At 71.7% G+C, this 26,523-nt stretch carries 26 protein-coding genes and 1 riboswitch; of the genes, 9 read left to right on the top strand and 17 right to left on the bottom strand.

What is annotated here, in order from left to right:
• Window positions 1-5: 5 nt before the first annotated feature.
• Window positions 6-239: a glucose PTS transporter subunit EIIB gene (locus tag MQV74_RS16840; protein WP_030686811.1), complete on the bottom strand. Its 234-nt coding sequence runs from the start codon at window positions 237-239 to the stop codon at window positions 6-8.
• A gap of 222 nt (window positions 240-461) precedes the next feature.
• Here MQV74_RS16840 and MQV74_RS16845 point away from each other — a divergent pair, with 222 nt between their 5' ends.
• Complete coding sequence (locus tag MQV74_RS16845) at window positions 462-1,775, top strand: PTS transporter subunit EIIC (RefSeq protein ID WP_242718529.1); 1,314 nt, start codon at window positions 462-464, stop codon at window positions 1,773-1,775.
• 229 nt (window positions 1,776-2,004) lie between these two features.
• The gene (locus tag MQV74_RS16850) at window positions 2,005-3,255 is read left to right on the top strand and encodes a PTS transporter subunit EIIC (RefSeq protein ID WP_242718532.1); all 1,251 of its coding nucleotides are present in this window, start codon (window positions 2,005-2,007) and stop codon (window positions 3,253-3,255) included.
• 115 nt (window positions 3,256-3,370) lie between these two features.
• On the opposite strand, the gene MQV74_RS16855 is transcribed toward MQV74_RS16850, so the two are convergent.
• Window positions 3,371-4,123 carry an MBL fold metallo-hydrolase gene (locus MQV74_RS16855; protein ID WP_242718534.1) on the bottom strand — a complete coding sequence of 251 codons (753 nt, stop codon included), beginning with the start codon at window positions 4,121-4,123 and terminating at the stop codon, window positions 3,371-3,373.
• A gap of 261 nt (window positions 4,124-4,384) precedes the next feature.
• Between MQV74_RS16855 and MQV74_RS16860 the strand changes: the two genes are divergently transcribed.
• The gene (locus tag MQV74_RS16860; protein WP_242718535.1) at window positions 4,385-5,425 is read left to right on the top strand and encodes a hypothetical protein; all 1,041 of its coding nucleotides are present in this window, start codon (window positions 4,385-4,387) and stop codon (window positions 5,423-5,425) included.
• 25 nt (window positions 5,426-5,450) lie between these two features.
• A complete protein-coding gene (locus tag MQV74_RS16865; protein ID WP_242718537.1) occupies window positions 5,451-5,888 on the top strand; it encodes a type II toxin-antitoxin system PemK/MazF family toxin in 438 nt (145 codons plus the stop codon).
• A gap of 269 nt (window positions 5,889-6,157) precedes the next feature.
• On the opposite strand, the gene MQV74_RS16870 is transcribed toward MQV74_RS16865, so the two are convergent.
• The 10 genes from MQV74_RS16870 to clpS all read right to left on the bottom strand — a co-directional run bounded on the left by MQV74_RS16870 (window position 6,158) and on the right by clpS (window position 14,342).
• Window positions 6,158-7,108: a PLP-dependent cysteine synthase family protein gene (locus MQV74_RS16870; protein ID WP_242718539.1), complete on the bottom strand. Its 951-nt coding sequence runs from the start codon at window positions 7,106-7,108 to the stop codon at window positions 6,158-6,160.
• A 16-nt stretch (window positions 7,109-7,124) separates the two neighbouring features.
• Window positions 7,125-7,412 carry a MoaD/ThiS family protein gene (locus MQV74_RS16875; RefSeq protein ID WP_138959951.1) on the bottom strand — a complete coding sequence of 96 codons (288 nt, stop codon included), beginning with the start codon at window positions 7,410-7,412 and terminating at the stop codon, window positions 7,125-7,127.
• 152 nt (window positions 7,413-7,564) lie between these two features.
• Window positions 7,565-7,669 carry a putative leader peptide gene (locus MQV74_RS41385; protein ID WP_318783814.1) on the bottom strand — a complete coding sequence of 35 codons (105 nt, stop codon included), beginning with the start codon at window positions 7,667-7,669 and terminating at the stop codon, window positions 7,565-7,567.
• A gap of 92 nt (window positions 7,670-7,761) precedes the next feature.
• Window positions 7,762-8,607 (bottom strand): ABC transporter ATP-binding protein, encoded by an 846-nt coding sequence (locus MQV74_RS16880; protein ID WP_242718541.1) that lies wholly within the window; start codon window positions 8,605-8,607, stop codon window positions 7,762-7,764.
• The gene (locus MQV74_RS16885) at window positions 8,604-9,605 is read right to left on the bottom strand and encodes a FecCD family ABC transporter permease (RefSeq protein WP_242718543.1); all 1,002 of its coding nucleotides are present in this window, start codon (window positions 9,603-9,605) and stop codon (window positions 8,604-8,606) included. Before MQV74_RS16885 ends, MQV74_RS16880 begins: the two co-directional genes overlap by 4 nt.
• Before the next feature lie 155 nt (window positions 9,606-9,760).
• The gene (locus tag MQV74_RS16890; protein WP_242718546.1) at window positions 9,761-10,723 is read right to left on the bottom strand and encodes an ABC transporter substrate-binding protein; all 963 of its coding nucleotides are present in this window, start codon (window positions 10,721-10,723) and stop codon (window positions 9,761-9,763) included.
• A 45-nt stretch (window positions 10,724-10,768) separates the two neighbouring features.
• A riboswitch (cobalamin riboswitch) is annotated at window positions 10,769-10,886 on the bottom strand.
• A gap of 2 nt (window positions 10,887-10,888) precedes the next feature.
• Window positions 10,889-11,311: a Mov34/MPN/PAD-1 family protein gene (locus tag MQV74_RS16895; protein ID WP_242718548.1), complete on the bottom strand. Its 423-nt coding sequence runs from the start codon at window positions 11,309-11,311 to the stop codon at window positions 10,889-10,891.
• A 175-nt stretch (window positions 11,312-11,486) separates the two neighbouring features.
• The gene (locus tag MQV74_RS16900) at window positions 11,487-12,971 is read right to left on the bottom strand and encodes an amino acid permease (protein WP_242718550.1); all 1,485 of its coding nucleotides are present in this window, start codon (window positions 12,969-12,971) and stop codon (window positions 11,487-11,489) included.
• A gap of 433 nt (window positions 12,972-13,404) precedes the next feature.
• Window positions 13,405-14,013 carry a DUF2017 domain-containing protein gene (locus tag MQV74_RS16905; RefSeq protein WP_242718552.1) on the bottom strand — a complete coding sequence of 203 codons (609 nt, stop codon included), beginning with the start codon at window positions 14,011-14,013 and terminating at the stop codon, window positions 13,405-13,407.
• Between the two features lie 11 nt (window positions 14,014-14,024).
• Window positions 14,025-14,342, bottom strand: a complete 318-nt coding sequence (gene clpS, locus MQV74_RS16910) for an ATP-dependent Clp protease adapter ClpS (RefSeq protein WP_030680803.1) — start codon at window positions 14,340-14,342, stop codon at window positions 14,025-14,027.
• Window positions 14,343-14,422: 80 nt separating this feature from the next.
• Between clpS and MQV74_RS16915 the strand changes: the two genes are divergently transcribed.
• Both MQV74_RS16915 and MQV74_RS16920 read left to right on the top strand, forming a co-directional pair.
• Window positions 14,423-15,757 carry a nicotinate phosphoribosyltransferase gene (locus MQV74_RS16915; RefSeq protein WP_242718554.1) on the top strand — a complete coding sequence of 445 codons (1,335 nt, stop codon included), beginning with the start codon at window positions 14,423-14,425 and terminating at the stop codon, window positions 15,755-15,757.
• A gap of 71 nt (window positions 15,758-15,828) precedes the next feature.
• Window positions 15,829-16,413 carry an isochorismatase family protein gene (locus tag MQV74_RS16920; protein WP_242718556.1) on the top strand — a complete coding sequence of 195 codons (585 nt, stop codon included), beginning with the start codon at window positions 15,829-15,831 and terminating at the stop codon, window positions 16,411-16,413.
• 144 nt (window positions 16,414-16,557) lie between these two features.
• Here the strand turns inward: MQV74_RS16920 and MQV74_RS16925 are convergent, their stop codons facing one another.
• A complete protein-coding gene (locus tag MQV74_RS16925; protein ID WP_242718558.1) occupies window positions 16,558-16,881 on the bottom strand; it encodes a hypothetical protein in 324 nt (107 codons plus the stop codon).
• 135 nt (window positions 16,882-17,016) lie between these two features.
• Entirely contained in the window at window positions 17,017-19,455 is a 2,439-nt protein-coding gene (locus MQV74_RS16930; RefSeq protein ID WP_242718560.1) for an immune inhibitor A domain-containing protein, read from the bottom strand.
• A 531-nt stretch (window positions 19,456-19,986) separates the two neighbouring features.
• Between MQV74_RS16930 and MQV74_RS16935 the strand changes: the two genes are divergently transcribed.
• Window positions 19,987-20,310, top strand: a complete 324-nt coding sequence (locus MQV74_RS16935; RefSeq protein ID WP_242718562.1) for a hypothetical protein — start codon at window positions 19,987-19,989, stop codon at window positions 20,308-20,310.
• A 136-nt stretch (window positions 20,311-20,446) separates the two neighbouring features.
• Here MQV74_RS16935 and MQV74_RS16940 read toward each other — a convergent pair whose 3' ends face one another.
• Together MQV74_RS16940 and MQV74_RS16945 are read right to left on the bottom strand one after the other, a co-directional pair.
• Window positions 20,447-21,079, bottom strand: a complete 633-nt coding sequence (locus MQV74_RS16940; RefSeq protein WP_242718564.1) for an RDD family protein — start codon at window positions 21,077-21,079, stop codon at window positions 20,447-20,449.
• Between the two features lie 138 nt (window positions 21,080-21,217).
• Window positions 21,218-22,636, bottom strand: coding sequence for an RDD family protein (locus tag MQV74_RS16945; protein ID WP_242718566.1), 1,419 nt, complete (start codon window positions 22,634-22,636; stop codon window positions 21,218-21,220).
• 293 nt (window positions 22,637-22,929) lie between these two features.
• Between MQV74_RS16945 and MQV74_RS16950 the strand changes: the two genes are divergently transcribed.
• Window positions 22,930-23,409: an SsgA family sporulation/cell division regulator gene (locus MQV74_RS16950; RefSeq protein WP_030680789.1), complete on the top strand. Its 480-nt coding sequence runs from the start codon at window positions 22,930-22,932 to the stop codon at window positions 23,407-23,409.
• A 52-nt stretch (window positions 23,410-23,461) separates the two neighbouring features.
• On the opposite strand, the gene MQV74_RS16955 is transcribed toward MQV74_RS16950, so the two are convergent.
• Window positions 23,462-24,832 carry an FAD-binding oxidoreductase gene (locus MQV74_RS16955; RefSeq protein WP_242718568.1) on the bottom strand — a complete coding sequence of 457 codons (1,371 nt, stop codon included), beginning with the start codon at window positions 24,830-24,832 and terminating at the stop codon, window positions 23,462-23,464.
• Between the two features lie 97 nt (window positions 24,833-24,929).
• Here MQV74_RS16955 and MQV74_RS16960 point away from each other — a divergent pair, with 97 nt between their 5' ends.
• The gene (locus MQV74_RS16960) at window positions 24,930-26,492 is read left to right on the top strand and encodes a tetratricopeptide repeat protein (RefSeq protein WP_242718569.1); all 1,563 of its coding nucleotides are present in this window, start codon (window positions 24,930-24,932) and stop codon (window positions 26,490-26,492) included.
• Window positions 26,493-26,523 lie beyond the last annotated feature (31 nt).

Genomic DNA, 26,523 nt, shown 5'->3' on the forward strand with positions numbered 1-26,523 from the left:
CGGTCTCACATCATGTCTTCGATCTCCGCCGCGATCGGGTCCGCGTCCGTGCCGATGACCACCTGGATCGCCGTGCCCATCTTCACGACGCCGTGCGCGCCCGCGGCCTTCAGGGCGGCCTCGTCGACCAGGCCCGCGTCGTTGACCTCCGTGCGGAGACGGGTGATGCAGCCCTCGACCTCTTCGATGTTGTCGATGCCGCCGAGCCCGGCAACGATCTTCTCAGCCTTGCTGGCCATTGCTTACTCCCTGCTGTGAAAGGACGCGGCCACGACACCGTAGGTCCGCTTTGTCACGGTAACGCACGGTTGGCCCATCTTCGCGGGCGGTCACGGCGGCCGCACCCCATCATGACGATCAAGGTGTCGTCCCTGACCAGGGGGCCACCGCACACCCGCCCGCAACTGGTCTACACCAGTTTTCAACGACCGCCAAACTGGCCGGTTCCAGGAGGAACGCCGATGACTTCGGACGCCGCCGCGGCACCGCGGAAGCAGTGGTGGAACGGCCTCTTCCAGGGCCTGCAGAAGATGGGCCGCAGCCTCCAGCTGCCCATCGCCGTGCTGCCCGCCGCGGGCATCCTGAACCGGCTCGGCCAGCCGGACGTCTTCGGCGACGACGGCCTGGGCTGGACGAACGTCGCCAAGGTCTTCGCGGCCGCGGGCGGCGCGCTGCTCGACTCCTCGCTCGGCCTGCCGCTCCTCTTCTGCATCGGCGTGGCGATCGGCATGGCCAAGAAGTCGGACGGCTCCACCGCGCTCGCCGCCGTCGCGGGCTTCCTCGTCTACTACGCGGTGCTCCGCGCCTTCCCCGAGGACTGCGCGGCCGGGGCCGACTTCGCGGGCGCCGGGATGTGGAGCGGGGTGTGCGTGGCCGAGGACGGCACCTCGGCGCAGGCCTCGTACCAGAATCCGGGCGTGTTCGGCGGCATCGTGATGGGCCTGCTCGCGGCCCGGCTCTGGCAGCGCTACCACCGGGTGCGCCTGGTGGACTGGCTGGGCTTCTTCAACGGCCGCAGGCTCGTGCCGATCATCATGGCCTTCGTCGGCCTGGTCTTCGCGGGCCTGTGCGTCTGGGTCTGGCCGCCCGTCGGCGACGGCCTCACCAGCTTCTCCAAGTGGCTGGTGGACCTCGGCTGGCTGGGCTCGGGCATCTTCGGCGTGGCCAACCGCGCGCTGCTCACGGTCGGCCTGCACCAGTTCCTGAACACCTTCGTCTGGTTCCAGTTCGGCGACTACACCAAGGCGGACGGCACCGTGGTGCACGGTGACATCAACCGCTTCCTCGCCGGGGACCCGACGGCGGGCCAGTTCACCTCGGGCTTCTTCCCGATCATGATGTTCGCGCTGCCCGCCGCCGCGCTCGCCATCACGCACGCGGCCCGCCCCGAGCGCCGCAAGGTCGTCGGCGGCATGATGCTCTCGGTCGGCCTGACCTCCTTCGTCACCGGCATCACCGAGCCGATCGAGTACTCCTTCCTCTTCATCGCGCCGCTCCTGTACGCGATCCACGCGGTGCTCACCGGCGTCTCGATGGCGGTGACGTGGGCGCTCGGCGTGAAGGACGGCTTCAGCTTCTCGGCGGGTCTCATCGACTACGTCATCAACTGGAGTCTGGCCACCAAGCCCTGGTTGATCATTCCCATCGGCCTGGCGTTCGCGGTCGTCTACTACGCTTTGTTCCGCTTCGTCATCCACAAGTTCGACCTGCCCACCCCGGGCCGCGAACCGGAAGAAGAGGCAAAGGCGTTGGACGCAGAACAGACCAAGGCGTAGGCCTCAAGCGGAACCCCGCTCAGAGCCTCCGGAAAGGCCCTCGGACCCCCTGGTCCCGGGGCCTTTCGTCATGCTTGTGACGGTATGGCCCACCCCACAGGAATCGCGGGTTCCTTATGCCGCCTTGACCGTGTTACAACAGGTCTACACCACTGAGTGGTGTAGACCACCTGGATGCTGTCGCACCCCCCGAACTGTCCCCTGACAGCACCCGCACATGGAGGAAGTCATGAGTACGGCCACCGCCAAGGCGGCGCCCGCGAAGAAGCGGGGCGCCGGCCTCTTGCAGGGTCTGCAGAAGGTCGGCCGCAGCCTGCAGCTGCCCATCGCCGTGCTGCCCGCCGCGGGCATCCTGCTCCGTCTCGGCCAGCCGGACGTGTTCGGCGCGGACGGCCTGGGCTGGGGCAAGGTCGCCACGGTGTTCGCCAACGCCGGTGACGCCGTGTTCGCGAACATGCCGATGCTGTTCTGCATCGGTGTCGCGATCGGCTTCGCGAAGAAGGCGGACGGCTCCACGGCCCTCGCCGCGCTCGTCGGCTTCCTGGTCTACACGAACGTGCTCAAGGCGTTCCCGGTGACCGAGGCGAAGATCACCAAGGGTGCCGACATCGCCGCCACGTACAACGACCCCAAGGTCTTCGGCGGCATCATCATGGGTCTGATCTCCGCCGTGGTGTGGCAGAAGTTCCACCGCACCAAGCTGGTGGACTGGCTCGGCTTCTTCAACGGCCGCCGTCTGGTGCCGATCATCATGGCCTTCATCGGCACCGCCCTGGGTGTCTTCTTCGGTCTGGCCTGGGGCCCGGTCGGCGACGCGATCACCAGCTTCGGCGAGTGGATGACCGACCTCGGCTCGGTCGGCGCGGGCATCTTCGGCGTGGTCAACCGCGGGCTCCTCCCGGTCGGCATGCACCAGTTCGTGAACACCGTCGCCTGGCAGGAGATCGGCTCCTTCACGGACTCCGCCGGTGCCGTCTGGCACGGCGACATCCAGCGCTTCATGCACGGCGACCCGACCGCGGGCCAGTTCATGTCCGGCTTCTTCCCGATCATGATGTTCGCGCTGCCCGCCGTCGCGCTCGCCATCACGCACACCGCCCGCCCCGAGCGCCGCAAGGTCGTCGGCGGCATGATGATGTCCCTCGCGCTCACCTCGTTCGTCACCGGCATCACCGAGCCGATCGAGTTCGCGTTCATGTTCATCGCCCCGGCCCTGTACGTGATCCACGCGGTCCTCACGGCCGTGGCCATGACGGTCACCTGGGCGCTCGGCGTGCACCACGGCTTCACCTTCTCCGCCGGTGCCATCGACTACGTCCTGAACTGGAAGTTCGCCGACAAGCCCTGGATGATCATCCCGATCGGCCTCGTCTTCGCGGCCGTCTACTACGTGGTCTTCCGCTTCGCGATCGTCAAGTTCAACATCCCCACCCCGGGCCGTGAGCCCGAGGAGGAGATCGAGGACCTGACGAAGGCGTAGCCCCTCGGACAGCGCGAAGGCCCCGGAACCGCTTGGGTTCCGGGGCCTTCGTCGTCGTGTCGGGCGGGCCGCCCCCGCGGTGCGCGCCGGTCCGGGGGCGTATCGATACGGCGCCTCAGAGCTGGTACGACGCTCCGGGCGCGGCCAGCTCCGTCGGGCCCTCGAACACCGCGCGGGCGTCCGCGAGGTTCACCGCGGGGTCCGTCCACGGCGGGATGTGGGTGAGGACCAGGCGCCCGGCGCCCGCGCGCCGGGCGGACTCGCCCGCCTCGCGGCCGTTGAGGTGCAGGTCCGGGATGTTCTCCTTGCCGTGCGTGAACGCGGCCTCGCACAGGAAGAGGTCCGTTCCGGTGGCGAGTTCGTCGAGCGCCGCGCAGGGGCCCGTGTCGCCGGAGTACGTGAGCGACCTGCCGCCGTGCTCGACGCGCACGGCGTACGCCTCGACCGGGTGGCAGACCTTCTCGGTGCGCACCGCGAACGGGCCGATGTCGAAGGCGCCCGGCTTGACCGTGTGGAAGTCGAAGACCTCGCTCATCGAGGACGCGGAGGGCGTGTCGGCGTACGCCGTGGTCAGGCGCTGCTCGGTGCCCTCGGGGCCGTACACCGGGATGGGCGCGCAGCGGCCGCCCTCGTGCCGGTAGTAGCGGGCCACGAAGTACGCGCACATGTCGATGCAGTGGTCGGCGTGCAGATGGCTGAGGAAGATCGCGTCGAGGTCGTACAGACCGATGTGGCGCTGCAGCTCGCCCAGGGCGCCGTTGCCCATGTCGAGCAGCAGCCGGAAGCCGTCGGCCTCGACGAGGTAGCTCGAGCAGGCCGAGTCCGCGGACGGAAACGACCCCGAGCAGCCGACGACGGTGAGCTTCATATAGCTGGAACCTCCGCGCTGGCGGTCGGGGGAATTCGGGGGCGTGCGGTCCGACGAGCGTAAGGCGCGAAACGACGCCTCGCTCCTCCGTCGTGGGCCGTTGTGGGCGAACTCACCTGGGGTGTCACCGGTTCGGGGGGCCGTCCGGGGGCGGGGTGGCGGGGGACACTGTGAGGGAAGGTTTCGGCTGGGTCAGGGAGGGCTGCGGGAGTGTCGGGGACGGCGGGACGGACGGGGAACGGGCCCGGGCGGTGGCGGCCGGTGCTCGCGGTCGGCTGCGCGCTGGTGCTCCTGCTGGCCCCCGTCGGGTTCTTCGCCGCCGTGCCGGGCGCCCTCGCGCGGGGGCACGCGTACGCCTCCGCGCCCGCCTGTACGGCCGGGGCCCGGCCGGACTCGTGCACGACGACGGTGGCCGCGACCGTCACGGGCACCGAGGAGAAGGCCCGCGGCCGGAAGGCCGACTACTGGCTCCGCGTCACTGAGCGCGGCGACGACCGGGTGCGGCGCGTGCACATGTCCGGATCGAGGCTGCACGACGCCGTGCGCGCCGGGGACCGGGTGTCGCTGACGTACTGGCGGGGCGAGATCCGCACCGTGCGGTTCGGCACCACCGCCGAGGACACCGAGGCCTCGCCCGCCGACGACTGGCGCCTGCCCCTCGGCATCGGCCTGCTGACGCTGCCCGTCGGGCTCGGCGTCCTGGGCGCGGTCCGGTGGTGGCGCCGGAGGTACGCGTCCGCCGCGCACGCGAGCGCCTGGCAGCTCTCCGTGGGGCCCGTGGCCGGGGGGCTCCTGGGCTGCCTCGGCTTCGTCGCGGCCCAGGTCTGCCCGGACGTGCGCGGCGCCCTGCTGGTCACGGCCCTCGGGGTGCCTCCGGTGGCGGCACTCACCGCCCTTGTCGCGTGGCTCACGCGGCGGCGGGAGCGGCGGGCCGTCGACACCAGCGACATCGTCCCGGTGCCGCCCGCCGGGAAGCGGTGCGTGCGCGCGGCCGTGCTCGGGGACGTGCCCTACAGCGTGGACGGCTTCGACCACCTGGTCGTCGGGGACGGGGCGCCCGCGGTGACGCCCGACCCGGACGGGCGCGTCGCCCGCAGGCCGCTGCCGCCGTCACTGACCGTGCACGAGGTCCGGGCGCCGCGGCCCGGCGACACCGTCCTCGGGGCGTCGGGCGGCGGCTCGTACGACACCGTCCTCATCGAGTGCCGCGACGGAGCCGAGACCGTGCTCGTCGCCCTGGCGCGCGAGGACGCTCCGGTCGTCCTCGGTGCCCTCCTTTCGGCCGCGCGGGCGGCGGGCTGACGGGCCCGCCGGTACCGTCGGGGCTATGGATACGTCCTGGTGGCTGGCCCTCGCCGCGGTGGTGGTGCTCGCCCTGGTGGCCACCGTGGTGGACGGGTGGGGGCGCGGACGCGGGCGCTCGCGCGGCGCCGGGCGCGCGGCGCGTCGGCCCGCCTCGGGAGTGCCGGTCCGGCCGCGGGCCGCGGAGATCTGGTGGGCCGTGGCCGACGAGGCCGAGCGCCCCTTCCTCGTCCTGTCCGTACGGGGTGACGCCGTGCGCGTCGCGACGATCACCACCCGGTTCCACGACGAGCGGGCCGGGGTGATTCCGCTGCCGCCCGGGACCGTGGGCGACGTCCAGGGGCGCGCGAGCTTCCTGGAGCCGGACGGGGTGCGGGAGCTGTGGGCCGGGGACTTCCGGCGGCGGGCGGGGGTGGTGGACCCGGCGCTGTGGGACCAGGTCCGCTACCTCGGCGGCGGCTGACCCGCGCGGTGCGCCCCAGGCCCGCCCCTTACCGATCAAGGGGGCTCCGCCCCCTTGCACCCCCGTTTTTCGGCGCTCCGCGCCTCGTCCTCAAACGCCGGACGGGCTGGATGGTGCCGCTGCGGGCCTCATCTCGTCTGCGGGTCCGCCGACGGCGTCTGCGGACCCGCAGAAGGCGTCCGGCCCGAACCGAGATCTTTCAAGCCCGTCCGGCGTTTGAGGACGAGGCCGCAGGCCGACCGACCGGTTCCAGGGCGCCCTCCCCAGGGCTACGCCCAGAGCTGGCCCTGGACCGTGGCGATGGCCTCCTCCGTCGTCGGGGCCGTGTACAGGCCCGTCGAGAGGTACTTCCAGCCGCCGTCGGCCACCACGAAGGCGATGTCCGCCTGTTCCCCGGCCTTGAGGGCCTTGCGGCCGACGCCGATGGCCGCGTGCAGGGCCGCGCCGGTGGAGACTCCGGCGAAGATGCCCTCCTGTTGGAGCAGCTCGCGGGTGCGGGTGACCGCGTCGGCGGAGCCCACGGAGAAGCGGGTGGTGAGGACCGACTCGTCGTACAGCTCGGGGACGAAGCCCTCGTCGAGGTTGCGCAGGCCGTAGACGAGGTCGTCGTAGCGCGGCTCCGCGGCGACGATCTTGACGTCGGGCTTGTGCTCGCGCAGGAAGCGGCCGACGCCCATGAGGGTGCCGGTGGTGCCGAGCCCGGCCACGAAGTGGGTGATCGAGGGCAGGTCGGCGAGGATCTCGGGGCCGGTGGTGGCGTAGTGGGCGCCCGCGTTGTCCGGGTTGCCGTACTGGTAGAGCATCACCCAGTCGGGGTGCTCGGCCGCCAGCTCCTTGGCGACGCGGACGGCGGTGTTGGAGCCCCCCGCCGCGGGCGACGGGACGATCTCGGCGCCCCACATCGTCAGGAGCTCGCGCCGCTCCTGCGAGGTGTTCTCCGGCATGACGCACACGATGCGGTAGCCCTTGAGCCTGGCCGCCATGGCGAGCGAGATGCCGGTGTTGCCCGAGGTCGGTTCGAGGATGGTGCAGCCGGGGGTCAACCGGCCGTCCTTCTCGGCCTGTTCGATCATGTGGAGCGCGGGCCGGTCCTTGATGGAGCCGGTCGGATTGCGGTCCTCCAGCTTGGCCCAGACGCGGACGTCGGCGGACGGGGACAGGCGCGGCAGGCGGACCAGCGGCGTGTTGCCGACGGCCGCGAGCGGGGAGTCGTAACGCATGCGGCGGCCGCGGCCGTCAGACCATCCCGCCCGCGACGGCGGGCAGGATCGTGACGCTGTCGCCGTCGGTGAGCTCGGTGGAGACGCCCGCCAGGAAGCGGACGTCCTCGTCGTTCAGGTACACGTTCACGAACCGGCGCAGTTCGTTGCCCTTGTCCTTGTCGATGAGGCGCTCCTGGATGCCCGCGTGCCGGGTCTCGAGGTCGGCGAAGAGCGCGGCGATGGTGTCGCCGTTGCCCTCGACGGCCTTCTCGCCGCCGGTGTAGGTGCGGAGGATGGTCGGGATGCGGACCTCGATGGCCATGGCGATGGGCTCCTGTCGGGAGGGTCGAACTACCGGAACTGCGAGAAGTGCGGGGACTGCGAGCACTGCGCGGGGTGCGGGACGCCCGGTGCGCGGGCGGGCGGCGCCCCCGGCTCGGGGGCGCGGGGCGCGGCCCGGCGCCCGGCGGCGCCTCAGCGCCGACAGATGGCGCTGGCGAGACGGCACAGGTCGACGTGCAGCCGGCCGACGAGCAGGGCGCCCGGCGTCGTATCGATGCTCACGTCGTTCGAAACCATGGGGTCATCGTATCGATTCCCGGTCCGGGTCCCGGAATGTGATCTCGGATACCGGACGGATCCGGCTCGGCACCCGGACGCGGGCGGACCGCTCAGGGCGCGGGGACGCGCCGCGACGGGCCCGGCAGATACGTGACGGTGGGGGCTCCGGTGGCCGGGTGGACGGCCACTTCGGCCGTGACGCCGTAGACCTCCGCGAGGAGTTCGCCGGTCAGGACCGTGGCCGGGGGCCCGGACGCGACGACGCGGCCGCCGTCGAGCACGTACAGGCGGTCGCAGTAGTACGCGGCCAGGGTCAGGTCGTGCAGGGCGAGCAGGTTCGCCGTGCCGAGCTCCTTGACCAGGCCGAGGATCTCCAGCTGGTAGCGGATGTCCAGGTGGTTGGTGGGCTCGTCGAGCACGAGGACGGCGGGCTCCTGCACCAGCGCGCGGGCGAGCAGGGCCCGTTGCCGCTCGCCGCCGGAGAGCTGGCCGAAGGGGCGGTCGGCGAGGTCCGCCGCGCCGACGCGCTCCAGGGCGTCGGCCACCATGGCCCGGTCGGTGGTGGTGTCGGCCTCCCAGAAGCGCTTGTGCGGGGAGCGGCCCATGGCCACCACCTGGCGGACGGTGAGCTCGAAGCCCGCGTGGCCGTCCTGCGGCACGGTGGCGACGCGGCGGGCCCGCGCCTTGACCCCGGCCGCGGCCAGGTCGGTGCCGTCGAGCAGGACCCGCCCCGCGGTGGCCGCGAGCGCGCCGTAGACGCACCGCAGCAGCGTCGTCTTGCCGCTGCCGTTGGGGCCGACGATGCCGACCGTCTCACCCGCGGAGACGGTGAGCGAGACGCCGTCGACGAGGCGGCGGCCGGACGGGGTGTCGTACGTGAGGTCCTCGGCGCGCAGGCACCCGGCGCCGGGGAGCGGGCCCGCGGCCCCGGCGGGCGGTCGTCGTCCTTCGGTCATGCCGTCACCCCTTCGTGCGTCCGGCCCCGGCGCAGCTGCCACAGGAAGAACGGGCCGCCGGTGAGCGCGGTGAGCACGCCCACGGGGATGTCCTGCGGCGCCGCCAGCGTGCGCGCCGCGAGGTCGGCGACGACCAGGAACACCGCGCCCATCAGCGCGGCCACCGGGAGCAGCGCCCGGTGTCCGGCGCCGACCAGCATGCGGGCCGCGTGCGGCACCATCAGGCCGACGAAGCCGATGGCCCCGCTGTGCGCGACGAGGACGCCGGTCACCAGGGAGGCGAGCACGAAGACGCCCGCGCGGAACCGGGCCGTGTCCAGGCCGAGGACGGTGGCGCCCTCCTCCCCCACAAGGAGCAGGTCGAGCGGCCGGGCGAGCGCGAGGAGCACGGCCGTGCCGAGCGCGAGCACGGTCAGGGGCACGGCGAGCATGTCCCAGCGGGCGCTGCCGAGACCGCCGAGCGTCCAGTACAGGACCTCCTGGAGGTGGTCGGCGCGGGCCGAGACCACCAGGATCAGGCTGGTCAGGGCGGACAGGACGTAGGAGACGGCCACGCCCGCGAGGACCAGGCGGCCGGTGGTGAAGCCGCCGCCGGGCTCCCGGGCCAGTACGTACACCACGAGCAGCGCGAGGAACGCGCCCGCGAAGGACGCCGCCGGGATGGTCACCGTGGTGGCCAGGCCCGCGCCCCAGCCGAGCACGATCACACCGACCGCGCCCGCGGAGGCGCCGGAGGAGACGCCGAGCAGGAAGGGGTCGGCGAGGGGGTTGCGGACCAGGGCCTGGAGGGTGGTGCCGATGACGGCGAGGCCCGCGCCGACGGCTGCGCCGAGCAGCACCCTGGGAAGGCGGACGTCGAGGACGATGGTCCGGTACGGGGACGGTCCTTCGGCCCTGCCCGTGAGGATGTCGAAGACCTCGGCGGGCGGGATCCTGACGGAGCCGTAGGTCAGCGCGGCGATGCCTGCGGCCGCGAGGGCGAGGGTCAGGGTCGCCATGAGGACGGCGTAGCGGGCCCTGCCGGGGGCTCCCCGAGCCCGCCCCTTCCCGAAACCGGGGGCTCCGCCCCCGGGCCCCCGTGTCGCCGCTGCGCGGCTCGTCCTCGAACGCCGGACGGGCTGGACAGTGCCCGGGGCGGACTTCTCGGTCTGGGTCACCGCAGCTGCTCCGCCAGCTTCTCCACCGCCTTTGGTGCCCGTACGCCGAGGACCACGTCCGAAAGGGGCAGGACCGCGAAGCGCTTGTTCTTGATGGCGGGGACGTCCTTGAGGGCCGGGTCGTCGAGGAGGCGCTTCTTCTTCTGGGCCACGGTCGTCGCGCCGTAGTCGTAGATGAGGACGACGTCGGGGCTGCGGTCGACCACCGTCTCCCAGGAGGCGTCGCCGAAGGACTTGTCGAGGTCGGCCATCACGTTGCGGCCTCCGGCGCGCTTGATGATGTCGTTGCCGATGCCCTTGCCGCCCGCGGTGAAGGCCGTCTTGTCGCCGCTGTCGTAGACGAAGACCGACGGGGCCTTGCCGCCCTTGGCCTTCTTCGCGGCGCGGGCCAGCTCGGCCTCGGCGGAGCGCACCCACTTCTCGGCGCGGTCGCGGACGCCGAAGGTGGCGCCGGTCTCGCGGACCTCGCGGTAGACGTCGTCCATCGTGACCGGCTTCTCGGCACAGCCCTCGATGTTCAGACGGCTGTTGATCCCGGACTTGGCGAGGGCCTCGCGGGAGCGGCCCTCGCCGGCGGCGAAGGCGCTGGAGTAGCCGCCGTAGACGAAGTCGGGGTTCGCGGCGAGGAGCTTCTCGTACGAGGGGTACTCCTTGGCGAGCACCGGCAGGGCCTTGTAGGCCTTCTCGTAGGCGGGGAGCACCTTGTCGTCGAGGTAGGCGGTCCCGGCGATGCTGTCCTTGAGGCCCAGCTCCAGGAGGATCTCCGTGGCGTGCTGGTTCATGGGCACGGCGCGCTCGGGGGGCGCCTTGTACGTCGTCTTCACACCGCAGTTGGTGACGGTGTAGGGGAATCCGGCCGCCTTGGGCTTCCCGGCCGGGTCGTCGTCGCCGGACGACGAGGAGCAGGCCGTGAGCGGGAGCAGGGTCGCCGCGGCGACGAGCAGCACGCGGATGCGCATGACTGTGCGGTCCTCCTCCAGGGGATTTCCGCGTCCCCTGCGTCAAGTGGGAGGAGGCGGCAGGTCAGTTCCTGACTCCCGGCACGCGTGCGTGCCGGTCACAGTGGCGGGACCGCGCCGGACTCACACCGGCTTCCTGGGGTCCTGCCGCCTCGAAGGTCGGGATCAGTATGCCTGTACGACCTGGACGTCCTCCTCGGTGACCTCCCCGTCCACGATGCGGAACGAGCGGAACTGGAAGGGGCCCGCGTCGTCGGCGTCGGCGGTGGACACCAGGACGTAGTGGGCGCCGGGCTCGTTCGCGTACGAGATGTCCGTACGGGAGGGGTAGGCCTCCGTGGCGGTGTGCGAGTGGTAGATGACCACGGGCTCCTCGTCGCGGTCGTCGAGGTCGCGGTACAGCTTGAGCAGGTCCGCCGAGTCGAACTCGTAGAACGTGGGCGAGCGGGCCGCGTTCAGCATCGGGACGAACCGCTCGGGGCGGTCCGTGCCCGCCGGGCCCGCGACGACGCCGCACGCCTCGTCGGGGTGGTCCTTGCGCGCGTGCGCGACGATCTCGTCCCGCAGGGCCTGGGTGATGGTCAGCATGTGGGCCAGGATAAGCAGCACGGACGTACGAAAGGGCCGCCGCGTACCACCATGTGGTACGCGGCGGCCCGCATCGTGGATGTAGTTCGCTCCGGCAGGGCAGCGCCCCGAAGGGGCGCGAGGAACTGCGCGACCAGCCGAGGACGGCCCGCAGATCCAGCGAAGCGCTCGGAGGTCAGTCCTTGGTGACAGGCGTCGCGGCAGCGGCGCCGTGCTCGCGCTTCTTGAAGGCCGCGGCCTCCGGGTTGCGGCTCTTGAGGACCAGGTAGGACACGCACAGGATGGCGGCCCAGACCGGGGCGCAGTACAGCGAGATCCGGGCGTCCTTGTCGACGCCCATCATCACGATGACCATGCCGATGAAGGCGAGCGCGAACCAGCTCGTGTACGGGGCGCCCGGGGCGCGGAAGGTGGACTGCGGCAGGATGCCGCGGTCGGCCTTGCGGCGGTAGTTGATCTGGGAGACCAGGATCATGATCCAGGCCCACATGCCGGAGATGGTGGCGAAGGAGACGACGTAGTTGAACGCCTCGCCCGGCCACTGGTAGTTGATCCACACGCCGACGAGCATCAGCGCGGCGGACGCGGTGGTGCCGACCAGCGGCAGGCCGTTCTTGGTGAGCTTGGTGAAGAACTTCGGACCCTGGCCGTTGAGCGCGAGGTCGCGCAGCATGCGGCCGGTGGAGTACATGCCCGAGTTGCAGGAGGAGAGCGCGGCCGTCAGGACCACGAAGTTCACGATCGCGGCGCCGATGCCGAGGCCCATCTTCTCGAAGGCCGCGACGAACGGGGAGACACCGGGCTGGAAGGACGTCCACGGGACGACCGAGAGGATCATGATCAGGGCGCCGACGTAGAAGACGGCGATGCGCCACGGCACGGTGTTGATCGCCTTGGGCAGGGTCTTCTTCGGGTCCTTGGACTCACCCGCGGTGACGCCGACGAGCTCCACGGCCAGGAAGGCGAACATCACGATCTGGAGGGTCATCAGCGTGTTGCCGATGCCGTTGGGGAAGAAGCCGCCGTTGTCCCACAGGTGCGTGACGGACGCGCTGTCACCGGCGTCGGAGAAGCCGATGGTGAGGATGCCGGCACAGATCAGGATCATGCCGATGATGGCGGTGACCTTGACCATGGAGAACCAGAACTCCAGCTCGCCGAAGAGCTTCACGGAGATCAGGTTGGCGCCGTACAGGATGACGGTGAAGATCAGCGCGTAGGCCCATTGCGGAATGGAGTCATGGGTCCAGTACTGCATGTACTGGGCTGCCGCCGTGACTTCGGTGATGCCGGTGACGACCCAGAAGAGCCAGTACGTCCAACCGGTCACGAATCCGAAGAACGGGCCGACGAACTCGCGGGCGTACTCGGAGAACGAGCCCGAGACGGGCCGGTACATCAGGAGCTCGCCGAGCGCGCGCATGATGAAGAAGATGACGAGGCCCGCGATGGCGTAAGCGAGGATGAGGCTCGGACCGGCCTTGTGAATGGCCTTGCCCGCACCGAGGAACAGGCCGGTGCCGATGGCACCGCCGATCGCGATCATCTGGATCTGCCGGGCACCGAGCCCGCGCTGATAGCCCTCGTTCTCGCCGGACGCGTCCGCGCCCGCCGCGGCCCCATTGCCGTCGTGATGCTCTTCGACCCGCACTGAGGTCATGGTGACGCCTTTCTCCATGCTGATCCGCGCCGCGAACTGCGGTTTCGCCGCGGACCAGGTCGTGATCCCCCGAATGGTGATGGAGTGCCGCCGACGGTCAGTCGGCCCCTGGCGTGCCGTCGGCGACATGGGTGGCGTCACCGAGCGGTCGTGAACATTTATCACGACCGTCACAGTGATCGAATGAGTCCTTTATGGCGCACACCACAGGAAGAAGCGGACAAAACTCCTATCGAGCGCCATATGCGGACGGTGTGGTGACCCGATCGTTATCCGGATTTGAGCGTCCGTTGAGCGAACGTCCACGATCTTCAAGAAGACGTCACGCGGACGCCGGGAAACCGTCACCCCGTCCGACAGAAAACCTTCACACCGGCCCTCGGAAGAACTTCACGCCCGGCCGGGTCCCGCGCCGCCCCGGCCGGGTCCCGCCTCATCCGGTCAGCGTGTCGACGAGGGTCTCCTGGAGTCCCCCCAGCCACAGGTACGCCATCACCATCGGCTTGCGCGGATCGGCGTCCGGCAGGCGGTAGAGGATGTCGGTGTCCTCCTCGTCGGTCACCTCCAGGCGGGTGCCGATCGCGAGCCGCAGGTCGTTGAGCGCGCCGAGCCAGCGGCGCGAGTCGTCGACGGACAGCTTCAGGACGGCGCCGCCCTCGCCCGCGACGGTCAGCGCGTCCAGGCAGCGGACCACCGCGAGCGCGTCGTCCCGCTTGCGCGCCCGCAGGTCGTTCTCGGTGAAGCGGCGGAACTCCGCGGAGTACGACCGCAGTTCGGCGGCCTGCGCCTCGGAGGCGCCCTCGGTGCCGGGGCCGCCGTACGCGTCCGGGAGCAGCCGCTTGAGCACCGGGTCGGCGGGCGGCTCGCTCGGGCCCGGCGCGAAGAGCTCGGCGAAGAGGTCGTCCTCGGCGCCCGCGGGCTCGTCGCCGGGGCCGATCAGCTCCAGGAGCTGTACGGCGAGGGAGCGGATGATGGAGATCTCGACCTCGTCGAGCGCGACGGCCGCGCCGCCCCCCGGGATCGGTTCGAAGTGTCCTGGCATCGGTCGCGTCGCTACTTCCGGTCCTGCTGGAGGGTGGCCCACAGCCCGTACCCGTGCATCGCCTGCACGTCGCGCTCCATCTCCTCGCGCGTTCCCGCGGAGACGACGGCACGGCCCTTGTGGTGGACGTCGAGCATGAGCTTGGTCGCCTTGTCCTTGGAGTACCCGAAGTACGTCTGGAAGACGTACGTCACGTAGCTCATGAGATTCACCGGGTCGTTGTGCACCAGGGTGATCCAGGGGACGTCGGGTTCGGGGACCGCGAAGGTCTCTTCGTCCGCGTCCGGGCGGGTGATCTCTGCAGGAGCCGCGCTACTCACTTGTCCCATGCTGCCACCCGCGGGGGGTGACCGCACAAACGGACCCCCGAAATCGTCAGAGTGACGAGATGAGCGGTAGCATCCGTCGTATGAACCATGGGGAGCATGACCTGGGGCTGCCGGTCGACGTTCCGTCGACCGCGCTCTTCACGGATCACTACGAGTTGACGATGTTGCAGGGCACGCTCAAGTCCGGCGCCGCGCACCGCCGCTCGGTCTTCGAGGTGTTCACGCGCCGTCTGCCCGAGGGCCGCCGCTACGGAGTGGTCGCCGGGACCGGCCGGGTCCTGGACGCCGTGGAGAACTTCCGCTTCGACGCGGACGTCCTCTCCTTCCTGCGCGAGCGCGGCGTCGTGGACGAGCCGACCCTGAAGTGGCTCGCCTCGTACCGCTTCAGCGGGGACGTGTGGGGCTACCCGGAGGGCGAGGTGTACTTCCCCGGCTCGCCGATCCTGCGGGTCGAGGGCAGCTTCGCGGAGTGCGTGCTCCTGGAGACCGTGATCCTGTCGATCCTCAACCACGACTCGGCCATCGCCGCGGCCGCGTCCCGGATGGCCTCCGCCGCGGGCGGGCGGCCGCTGATCGAGATGGGCGCGCGCCGCACCCACGAGCTGGCGGCCGTCGCCGCGTCCCGGGCGGCCTACGTCGGCGGCTTCACCACCACCTCCGACCTCGCCGCGGGCTTCCGCTACGGCATCCCGACCGTCGGCACCTCCGCGCACGCCTTCACCCTCGTCCACGACAGCGAGCGCGACGCCTTCCGCGCCCAGGTGGACTCCCTCGGCCGCGGCACGACCCTGCTCGTCGACACCTACGACGTCGGCGAGGCCGTCCGGATGGCCGTCGAGATCGCGGGCCCGGAGCTCGGCGCCGTCCGCATCGACTCCGGCGACCTCCTCCTGGTCGCGCACCGGGTGCGGCAGCAGCTGGACGAGCTCGGCGCCACCCAGACCAAGATCGTCGTCACCTCCGACCTGGACGAGTACGCCATCGCCTCGCTGGCGGCCGCGCCCGTGGACGCCTACGGCGTGGGCACCCAGCTGGTCACCGGCTCCGGGCACCCCACCTGCTCCATGGTCTACAAGCTGGTCGCCCGCGCCCGCTCCGCCGACCCGAAGGCGCCCCTCGAACCCGTCGCGAAGAAGTCGCTCGGCGCCAAGTCGTCCCTGGGCGGCCGCAAGTGGGCCGCGCGCCGCCCCGACGCCCAGGGGGTCGCCGAGGCCGAGGTCGTCGGCACCGGGCCGGTCCCCGCGGACCTGGCCGACCACCAGCTCCACGTCGAGCTGATCAAGGGCGGCGCGGTGCTCGCCCGGGAGCCCCTGGACACCGTCCGCGACCGGCACGCGGCGGCCCGGGCCTCGCTGCCGCTCTCGGCGACCCAGCTCTCGCGGGGCGAGGCCGTCATCCCCACGGAGTTCGTGTGACCGCCGCCCCCTCCCGCATCGGACGTGAAGTCTCTACGCTCGATTCATCCAGCTAACGAAGGACACCCGCCATGCGCCGCGCCCTGATTGTCGTAGACGTGCAGAACGACTTCTGCGAGGGGGGCAGCCTGGCGGTGGCGGGTGGCGCGGACGTGGCCGCCGCCATCACCGACCTCATCGGCCAGACGTCCGCCTGCTACCGCCACGTCGTGGCCACCCGTGACCACCACATCGCCCCCGGCGACCACTTCTCCGCCACGCCCGACTACGTCGACTCCTGGCCGCCGCACTGCGTGGCCGGGACCGAGGGCGTCGGCTTCCACCCGAACTTCGCGCCCGCCGTGGCGTCCGGGGCCGTCGACGCCGTCTTCTCCAAGGGGGAGCGCTCGGCGGCGTACTCCGGCTTCGAGGGGGCCGACGAGAACGGGGTGCCGCTGGCGCGGTGGCTGCGGGAGCGGCAGGTGCGGGAGGTGGACGTGGTGGGGATCGCCACGGACCACTGCGTGCGGGCCACCGCGCTCGACGCGGTCCGCGAGGGCTTCCGCACCCATGTCCTGCTGGACCTGACGGCGGGCGTGGCCGAGGCCACGACGGAACGGGCCCTGGAGGAGCTCCGCGCCGCGGGCGTCGAGCTGACGGGCAAGCCGGTGGTGTGACCCTCGCCCGATTCCTGGGGGCTCCGCCCGGATCCAGCCCGTCCGGCGTTTGAGGACGAGGCGCGGAGCGCCGAAAAAGGCGGGGGCACGGGGGGCGGCAGCCCCCGGATCGGGAAGGGGCGGGTCAGGGGCGTCCCACGCGGGTCAGGCCGCCGCCCGGCGCAGCAGGGACCTGATCGGGTGCCACAGCTCCTGCGCGCCCTGCATGGGGGCCGTGCGCCATATGAGGCCGTCGGGGTGGTGCAGGACCGCCGTGACCTCGTCCGGCGTGGGCGGCTCCGCGTTGCCGCGCAGGTACACCGCCCGCAGGCCGAGATTCCGCAGCCGGGTCAGGGCACGCGCCCGGTTCACGGCGTGCACGAGCACCCGTACCCGCGCACCGCCGCCCGCCGGAGCGCCGGGGCTCGGCAGGGTCAGCGCCACCACCACACTGCCGTTCGGCAGCTTGCAGAAGCCTCCTGCGGCCATGCCGTGTCACACCCCCGTGAGACGTCGCGTCAATAAGGAATCCACAGCACGCACCTAAACACGAACGGCCGCCGCCCGCTAGGGGGCGACGGCCGCTCGGTCAGAAATACGCCTCTGACCTGGGGGAACGCAAAATTACCGGACGGAGGGGCCCACCTGGACCGTGATCGAGGAGCCGTCCTTGGGCTGCTTCACGATCTTGATCTTGGTGTTGGTGTCAGTGACCTTGACGCTGCCCGTGGGGTTCTCCGGGTACCAGTAGGTGCCCTTGTGGTCATCGAAGGCCGAGACCCCGGCGCGCGACTTCAGCTTCAGCGCGACGTCCGCGTTGTGGAGCGTGAAGGCGTCGGTGCGGTACTTCGAGAACGGCGCGTCGTACGGCTGGATCTTGTTCCGGAGGAACGTGCCGTCCTTCCACTTCAGCGGCTTGGCGTGCGCGTCCACCGGCAGGATCAGACCCTTGCCGTGGTGCTTGCTGACGTTGTTGTCCTTCTGGGAGGTGTCCCACTGCCAGACCAACAGGCCGGTCTGGTACGGGTAGTGCTCCACCCAGTCCGGACGCGTCGTGGAGAAGCCGAAGTTGTACGGACCCGCCTTGAGGGTCTTGTCGTACGACACGTACTGGCGGTTCTCGGCGAAGTAGTACTGCTCGTACTTCTTCGTGAAGGACTCGCCGATGCGCGAGAAGCCCTTCACCTTCCAGCCGTTGTCGCCGTTCTCCGCGCCGTCGGTGAACAGCTTGGCGCCGTCCGCGGTCAGCGTGATCTGGTCGGCGGTGAAGCCCTTGAGCGAGGTGCCGCCGTCCGTGGCGTAGCGGAAGCGGACGTCGATCTTCTTGCCCGCGTAGGCGTCGAGCGGGTAGACGAGCTTCTGGTACTTCGTCGACGAGCCGGTGAGCGCGGGCTTGTCGCCGCCGTCACGGGTGATCTGCTTGCCGTCGGCGGTGCCGTCGACGGGCGTGAAGCTGGCGCCGCCGTCCGTCGAGACCTCGGTGTAGAGGTAGTCGTAGTTCCGCTCGATGTCCCACCAGCCGTCGAGGGACAGTTCGGCCTTCGACTTGCCGGTGAGGTCGACGGACCGGGTCAGGGTGTTCCTGAGGTCGTCGTCCTGGCCGCTCCACCACTGGTTCGCGCCCTCGGTGGGCTTCACGACCGTCGTGGTGACCGACTTCTTGGGCAGCGTGACGAGCAGCGCCTGCTTGTTGCGGGTGTTGTACTCGGACACGCCCAGTTTGTGCGTGGACTTCGTCGCGGCCTTCGCCTTGGCGTAGTTGAGCCAGCCCAGCTGGAACTTGTCCCAGGAGGTCATGTCGCCGGGCAGGTCGCCGATGGCGTTCTTGGCGGTGCCGAGCCAGGAGCCGGCCGACATCAGCGACCAGAAGCCGACGGAGTTCTCACCGGCCGCGCCGGGGCCCGTCGTGTCGTAGAGGTCCGGCAGGCCGAGGTCGTGGCCGTACTCGTGGGCGAAGACGCCGAGGCCGCCGTTCTCCGGCTGCATCGTGTAGTCGCCGACCCAGATGCCGGACTTGCCGATCTGGGTGCCGCCCGCCTTGTTGTTGCCGGGGCCCGTCTTGCCCGCATCGTCGCCGTAGGCGTACCAGCGGTGCGCCCACAGGGCGTTGGGGCCCTCGGCCCCGCCGCCGGCGGACTCGTCCTCACCGGCGTGGACGATCTGGAAGTGGTCGATGTAGCCGTCGGGCTCGTTGAAGTTGCCGTCGTTGTCGAAGTCGTAGCGGTCCCACTTGTCGTACTTCGCGAGGTCCGCCTTGATCTGCGCGTCCGTACGGCCCTTGGCCTTCTGGTCCTTCTCCCAGGCCGTGACGCCGTCGCGCACCGCGTCCCAGACGTTGGCGCAGTTGTTGTCGCCGCAGTAGTTCGAGCCGTAACGGGCCTCGTTGTAGTCGACCTTGACCCAGTCGGAGACCGTGCCGTCGACCGAGTAGCGCCCGGAGGAGGTCTTCTCGTAGTACGTCTTCAGCGAGTGCTTGGTCTTGCCCTTGCTGTCCTTGCCCTTGCCGAAGTACAGGTCCTGGAAGTGCTTGCGGTTGTAATCGGCTTGCCAGGCCGTGCTGTTGTCCTTCGCACGGTCCGGCTTGGCTATCTTGTTGTGCTGCGGTCCGGGCGTGCCGCCGTACTTCTTGACCGGCTGCTCGGGACCGTCGGGGCCGTCGGGGTCGTACATGGTGGTGTCGTCCACCTTGTCCCCGAACTCCACCAGGATCGTGAAGATCTTGTCGGTCTGCTCGCGGCCCAGCTCGACGTACTTCTTGTCGTCGAGCTTGACGACGTTGGAGCCGCCGCGCTTCTTGACCTCGGCCTCGCCCGACACGACCTGCTCCAGGGCGGCCTTGCGCTGCTGGGCCTGCTGCTTGCTGAAGGGCCCGTCCAGGTCGTGGTCGACACCCGTCTTGGCGTCCGCCGGATCGCGGCGGTCAACGGCCTGCCCGTCCTTGGCCGAGGGTGCCTTCGCGCCGTCGTCGGCGACCGCCACCCCGTACGCCGAGAACGTCGCGGCGGCCGCGGCCACCGCGACCGTGGCGGCCGCGGCACGGAACGCCCGTCTCTTGACTCTCACTTGATGGTTTCCTCCCCCGCTCCCGCCGCGGAACCGGAGGTGTCCCGGTCAAGGAGGTCCGCGCGCGGTAAGCGCGTCATAAGTGACGACATTCGACCGGAGGGTGAAGAGAAAAGACAGACCTTGACTTGAACAGGCCAAATGCTCTATGCAGACCCGCTTGTCCACTATCCGGACGCACGCGGTGTGTGGCGGCGGCACGACCGAGCGGCATATTGCATCGTCAACCGGCGCGTGCGACCGTCCAGTTGATGGAATGCATGAATCTATGCGCCCCCCGTGCACCGGCGCCGTGGGTAAGGTCACGCTTACCGCGTGGTCGCGTCGGGCATGCAGGCAAATAGAGCCAGACCCTGGAGAACGGCGCCAAATCAACGGCAGGCGCGGGTGCTCGGCAAGGCATCCAAGCCGACGCCAAAAAGCCCCCTTCGATTCGTATACGTTCCGCTATGCCCCACCCACAACCCCCATAGCCCCAGGATCACCCCCGCATCCGCTGTCCCGAGGACGGATCACGCCATGTCTCGCCCCATGCCTCGTCCGACCGTCGCACAGCTCTCGTATGGTTCCGCGACCGTCATCTGTTCCACCCTCGCCATGCTGCTCCTGTCGCAGGCGACCTCACCCCCAGGAATCGCGGTCATAGCCCTTGCCGCGCTCGGGCTCGGACTGCTCGTCGCCTTAACGGTTCCGCTGCCCAAGCAGGGGCGCGGCAAGACCACCACCGCCCCCGCGGAGCACCAGGTCCCCGCCCAGCGCACGGTCATCGCGCCCGTGCCGACGCGGGAGCCCTCGCGGGCCAGCGCGGCCGCCGCCTCCGCCTCCGCCTCCGTACGGGAACCCGCCGGTCCTTGACGGTTCCGTACGGACATACGCATACAGAACCGGCGGGATCGTGAACCACCTCCACGAACCCGCCGGTTGACGAGCGTCCCGCATCGCGCGGGCGCCGCTTCCACCTGCCCCGCGGCCGCCGTCCGCCGCGCGCGGCTCAGCCCGTGCTGACCACCACGGTCTTGGCCGCCTTGTCGTGCAGGCCCTGTTTGTACGGCTTGTCGAAGAAGCTCCAGCCGCCGCAGATCGCCGTCCAGATGCACGCGCAGCAGAACGCGAACGGGATCCACAGGACCGCGGCGCGGGCGAGCGCCGACTGGAGGGTGGGCGTGGCCCCGTCGTTGAGGTTCGCCACCCGCAGATTCAGCCACTTCTTGCCCAGCGTCTGGCCGGACTTGGAGATGAAGTAACTGTCGTAGGCGATGTACAGCACGGCGGCCAGGAGCGACTGGCCGAACGACTTGCCCGCGTCCACCTTGTCGGGGTCCAGGTCGTACTCGTGCGTGCCGAACAGCCACGTGAGCGCCCAGACGACGATGCCGACGAGGATCATGTCGATGATGCGGGCGAGGACGCGCTTGCCGCTGTCGGCCAAGGGGGGCATGCCCCCGAGGGGGTCGGGAGCGCCGTAGGGGTCACCGCCGTAGGGCGGGGGCGGGGCACCGCCGCCCGGGGGCGGGGTGTCATAGGGCGATCCACCGCCTTGGCCCGGCGGGGGCGGCTGCTTCTTGAACGGATCGTTGTCGTCGGGGTCCGGTCCTGTGGGGTAGGGCGGCGGTTCGGTGCTCATGGGGTGAGTGCACCTCGAAGTGGAAGCCCCTGCATGTGATGGGCGGCTGTCCGGGTTACCTCCCCGTCCATCACGTCTGCCGGTCCATTGTGGCTGGTCGCGCAGTTCCCCGCGCCCCTTGCGGGGCGCGCGCCCCGGTCAGGACGCCACGAACGTCTTCGCGGCCTTGTCGTGCCAGCACTGGCGCCACGGCCGGTCGAACAGGCACCACAGCACGCCGAGCACTCCCACCACCAGGATCCCGGGCACGGCGTACACGAGCCAGCGCCGCAGGGCCGCCCCGAAGGACGGCGCCCCGTGCCCCTCGATGCCCCGCACCTGGATCCCGCACAGCTTCTTGCCGAGCGTGCGCCCCCACTTGGCCGTCGGCAGCGCCTCGTACAGGACGCCGAAGAACAGCAGCACGCCGAGGACGATGCCGAGGTAGCCCGCGGTGGTGCCGTCGAGCAGCCAGACCGTGACCTTCTCGCCGGACAGCTTCGCCGCGTCGATCTTGCTGTCGATGTGGTCCGCGGCCCGCGTGCCGAGCGGCAGCGCGGCCCCCGCGGTGACCGCGGCGAGGACGACGGTGTCGACGAGCCGCGCCACGAGCCGCTTGCCGAGCGCGGCGGGCCGCGCCTCGGCCTGGGCCTGCGCCACCGCCGCGAACGGGTCCGTGGCCACCGGCTTCCACGGCACGACGGGCCCGTCACCCTGCGGGGCCGCGGGCGGCTGGGCGAGCTGGTGCACCTGCTGCGCCCAGGAGGCGGCGCCTCCACCGGGGCCGGGGGTCACCACTCCCCCGCTCCCGGGGGCACCGGTCTGCTGCGGCACGGAAGGCGCGGACGGTACGGCGGGTGCGGCGGGCACGGAAGGCGCGGACGGAGCGGAAGGAGCGGCGGGTGCCGCGGACCCCGGGGCCGGCTTGGGGTGCAGCGCCCTGATCGCCATCGTGCCCTCGGCGCCGCCGGACGCGCCGGGCGTGGCAGGGCCGCCGGGCTTCACCGGTCCGGTGGGGCGGCGGAAGGTGACCGTTCCCTCGCCGGAGGGGGGCTGCACAGCGCCCGCCTTGACGCCGGGGGCCTGGGCGGCGTCCTCGGGGCGCGCCTGCGCGGGCACGCGGTTCGCGGTGCCCTGGGCGGCGCCCGGCGCGGCCGCGTCGGGGCGGGCCGCGGGCTCGGCCGACCGCCGGGGGTCCTGCTGTCCGGGCGCGCCCCACGACACCCGCTGGTCCTGCTCGCCGCCGAGCCCGCTCTGCCGGGCGGCGTCCGCGCCCCAGGCCGACGCGGGCTCCTGACCGGCGTCGGGCCCCGGCTCCTCGGACTGGGCGACGCCCTCCGGCTCCTCGTCGAAGAAGACGGGGCCCGTCTCCTCGACCTGCGGTGCGGGCGCGGGCACCGCGGCGGCCGCCGAGCGCGGCGGGGCGGGCAGGGGCTCACCGTCGGACGGCGCCGGGCGGCTCGTACCGGGCACCCAGGCGGCGCCGTTCCAGTACCGGACGTAGCCGGGGATGGACGGATCGGGGTAGTAGCCCTCGCGGGGCCTGTCGTCGCCGGGGGCCGGGGTTGGGGCGCTCATGTCCGTCGTCCCGTATCTGCTCGGGGGTCGTGTGCGGCTCCACATCTATCAGACCGGCGCGTGTCGCCGGGGGGCTCCCGCCGCACCGCCCCCTTCCGTGCACGGTTCCTCCCCGACCTCGTACGAAGGGCTCGTACGGGGGCGCGGACGGGGGCCCGTACGAGCCCTTCGAAAGTTCTCCGAAAAACTTTCCCGAAGTCGCGTAATGCTCGGCGCTCCTCGCGCTCTGACTCTCTGCGGGCCTGTTCCGGGTCCGCGCGGAACAGAGAAGAGAGAAAGGAAGCGCGAGCGATATGCACACCGTGGTGGAACGCGAGCTGGAGCTGAAACTGGTCCTCTCGCCGGAGCGCTCGATCCCCGTGCCGGCCCGGCTCAGCTACCGCACCGACGATCCGTACGCCGTCCACATCGCCTTTCACATCGGCTCGGAGAACCCCGTGAACTGGACGTTCGCCCGGGAGCTGCTCGTGGAGGGGGTGTTCCGGCCGTGCGGCCACGGCGACGTGCGGGTGTGGCCGACGAAGGTCGAGGGCAAGTCCGTGGTCCTGATGGCGCTGAGCTCCCCCGACGGGGACGCGCTCCTGGAGGCCCCGGCGCCCGCCGTGTCGGCCTGGCTGGAGCGCACCCTGCGGGTGGTCCCTCCGGGCTCTGAGGCCGAGCGGCTCGGCATCGACGACGGCCTCGCCGAGCTGCTCGCCCCCACCCCCGGCCGCGCCGACGAGCTGTGGCTGCGGGACCCGTGGCCCTCTGACGAGTCCAAGGACGGTGAGTGAGCGCGAGCGTCACGGGGGAGCCCACCACGGGGGTGGGTGAGAGCGAGGGCTCTCAGAAGAGCTTGCCCGGGTTGAGGAGGTGGTGCGGGTCGAAGGCGGCCTTGACGGCGCGCTGCATCTCGACGCCGACGGGTCCGAGTTCGCGCGCCAGCCACTCCTTCTTGAGGACGCCGACGCCGTGCTCACCGGTGATGGTGCCGCCGAGTTCGAGGCCGAGGGCCATGATCTCGTCGAAGGACTCGCGGGCGCGCCGGGACTCGTCGGGGTCGGCGGCGTCGAAGCAGACGGTGGGGTGCGTGTTGCCGTCGCCCGCGTGCGCGCACACGCCGATGGTCAGGGCGTACTTGTCCGCGATGCGCTCGACGCCGTCGAGCATGTCGCCGAGCCGGGAGCGCGGCACGCACACGTCGTCGATCATCGTGGTGCCCTTGACCGCTTCGAGGGCGGTGAGCGACAGGCGGCGCGCCTGGAGCAGGAGTTCGGACTCGGCCGCGTCCTCCGCGGGGACGACCTGGGTGGCGCCCGCCGCCTCGCACAGGGCGCCGACGGCGGCGAGGTCCGCGGCCGGGTCCGGGGTGTCGAAGGCGGCCAGGAGCAGGGCCTCGGTGGTCTCCGGCAGGCCCATGTGGGCGAGGGAGTTGACGGCCCGGATCGTCGTGCGGTCCATCAGTTCGAGGAGCGACGGCACATGGCCCCCCTCCATGATCCGGCACACGGCGTCACAGGCCGCGGCCGCCGAGCCGAACTCGGCCGCGAGGGCGAGCTGTCGGGGCGGCTGCGGCTTGAGCGCGAGGATCGCCCGGACGACGATGCCGAGGCTCCCCTCGGAGCCGACGAACAGGCGCGTCAGGTCGTATCCGGCGACGCCCTTGGCGGTGCGGCGGCCGGTGCGCAGGAGGCGCCCGTCGGCGAGGACGACGTCGAGGCCGAGGACGTACTCGGCCGTCACGCCGTACTTCACGCAGCACAGGCCGCCCGACGCGGTGCCGATGTTCCCGCCGATGGTGCACGTCTCCCAGCTGGAGGGGTCGGGCGGGTAGGCGAGGCCGTGGGCGGCGACCGCGCGCGAGAGAGCGGCGTTGACGACGCCCGGCTCGACGACGGCCACGCGGTCCACGGGGTTGATCTCCAGGATGCGGTCCATCTTCACGAGCGAGAGCACGACGCAGCCGTCGCTGGCGTTGGCCCCGCCCGACAGGCCCGTGCGGGCGCCCTGCGGCACGACGGGCACGCGCAGCTCGGTGGCAGTGCGCATGACGTGCTGGACCTGCTCGACGGTGCGGGGCAGGACGACCGCGGCCGGGCTGCCCGCCGCGCAGAAGCTCGCCATGTCGTGCGCGTACGAGGACGTGACGTCCGGGTCGGTGAGGACCGCGTCGGCGGGGAGGCCCGCCCGGAGGGCTTCGATGAGGGCGCTGCTCATGATCACAGCCTCGCACCCGGGGCCATCGGTGTGAACCCGTGTGCGACGCCCTCCGCGTGCCGCGACGCGATCTTCGTATTGACGCACAGTGAGCGCCATGGAGACCGAGAAGCCCGGCGCGGGCGAGGAGCAGGCCGCGAGCCCCGCCGAGGGCCGGGCCCCGGCGCTCGGCCCCGCCGGGTCCGTGGCCCGGCTGCTCGACGGGCTCGCCGGGGAGCGGCGGCCGCGCCGGCGCGGGCTGCGGCGGGCCCTCGTGGGGTCCGTGGCGGGCGCCGCCGTGCTGGGCGGCGTACTGGTGCTCGTGCTGGTGCCCGGCGCGGGCGAGCGGGCCGCACCACCCGCGCCGGGGCCCGCCGGGCGCGCCCTGGCCGCCGCGGGCACCGGGGTGCCGGCCGCGCTGCCCGACCTGGCCGCGCTCATCGGCGAGCGCGAGGCCCATCTGCGGGCGCACCCCGGCGACGACCAGTCGTGGGCGGTCCTCGGCTCGGCGTACGTCGAACAGGGCGCGCGGACGGGGGACTTCATGTCCTACCCGAAGGCCGAGCACGCGCTGCGCGCCTCCCTGAAGGCGCGGCCCGAGGGGAACGCGGACGCCGTCGCCGGGCTCGCGGCGCTCGCCGGCGCGCGGCACGACTACCGGGCGGCGCGGACGTGGGGCGAGCGGGCGGTGCGGCTCGCGCCGAAGCGGTGGATGACGTATCCGGTGCTCATCGAGGCCTACCGGGGCCTCGGTGACGCCAAGGGCGTGGCCCGTTCGCTGGCGGCGCTGCAGAAGCTGAGGTCCGGGGCGGCCGTCATGGCCCGGGCCGGGACGGTCTACCGCGACCGGGGCTGGCGCGAGGATGCGGCGGCCGCGCTCACCGACGCGGCGGCGCTCGCCGAGGGCCCCGCCGAGCGGGCCGCGGCGCTCCACCGGGTCGGGGAGCTGTCCTGGGAGCGGGGCGAGCCCGCGCAGGCCCTTCGCTACGCCGAGGCGGCGCTCGCGGCCGACCCGGGGCAGCCTCCCGCGCTGGCGGCGAAGGGGCGCGCCCTCGCCGCGCTCGGCCGCACCTCGGAGGCGCTGCAGGCGTACCGGGGCGCGCTCGCCAAGTGGCCGGAGCCGCAGTACGCCCTGGAGCTGGGCGAGTTGTACGAGTCCTTGAAGCTGATGCCCGCCGCGCGGGCGCAGTACGACCTGGTGCGGGCGCGGGTCCGGGACGCCGGGCGCGGCGGCGTGAACGACGAGCGGGTGCTCGGGCTCTTCGAGGCGGACCACGGGGACCCGGAGGCCGCGGTGCGGCGGCTGCGGGCGGAGTTCGCGCGGCACGGGAGTCCGGAGAACGCGGACGCGCTGGGGTGGGCGCTGCACCGGGCCGGGGACTCAGGGGCAGGGCTTCCGTTCGCGGAGCGGGCGATGAAGAAGGGGCCGCGCAGTGCGGTGTTCGCCTATCACCGGGGGGAGATCGAGCGGGAGCTCGGGCGGTACGGGGCGGCGCGGCGGCATCTCACGGAGGCCCTGCGGGTGAACCCGTACTTCTCCCCGCTGGGCGCCGCGGCGGCGCGCAGCGCCCTTGAGGCCCTGGGCGACCCGCCCGAGGGCGGCCCCGCCCAGCTCTACGCCCCACCGGGAGCCCCGGTCCCGAAGCTCCCCGCTCCCCGCGGGGCCCGGGCGCCTCGCTGAGGCGGCGCCCGGTCCCGTACCCGGAAGGGGC

The organism is Streptomyces sp. AN091965, assembly GCF_022698285.1.
GTDB lineage: Bacteria > Actinomycetota > Actinomycetes > Streptomycetales > Streptomycetaceae > Streptomyces.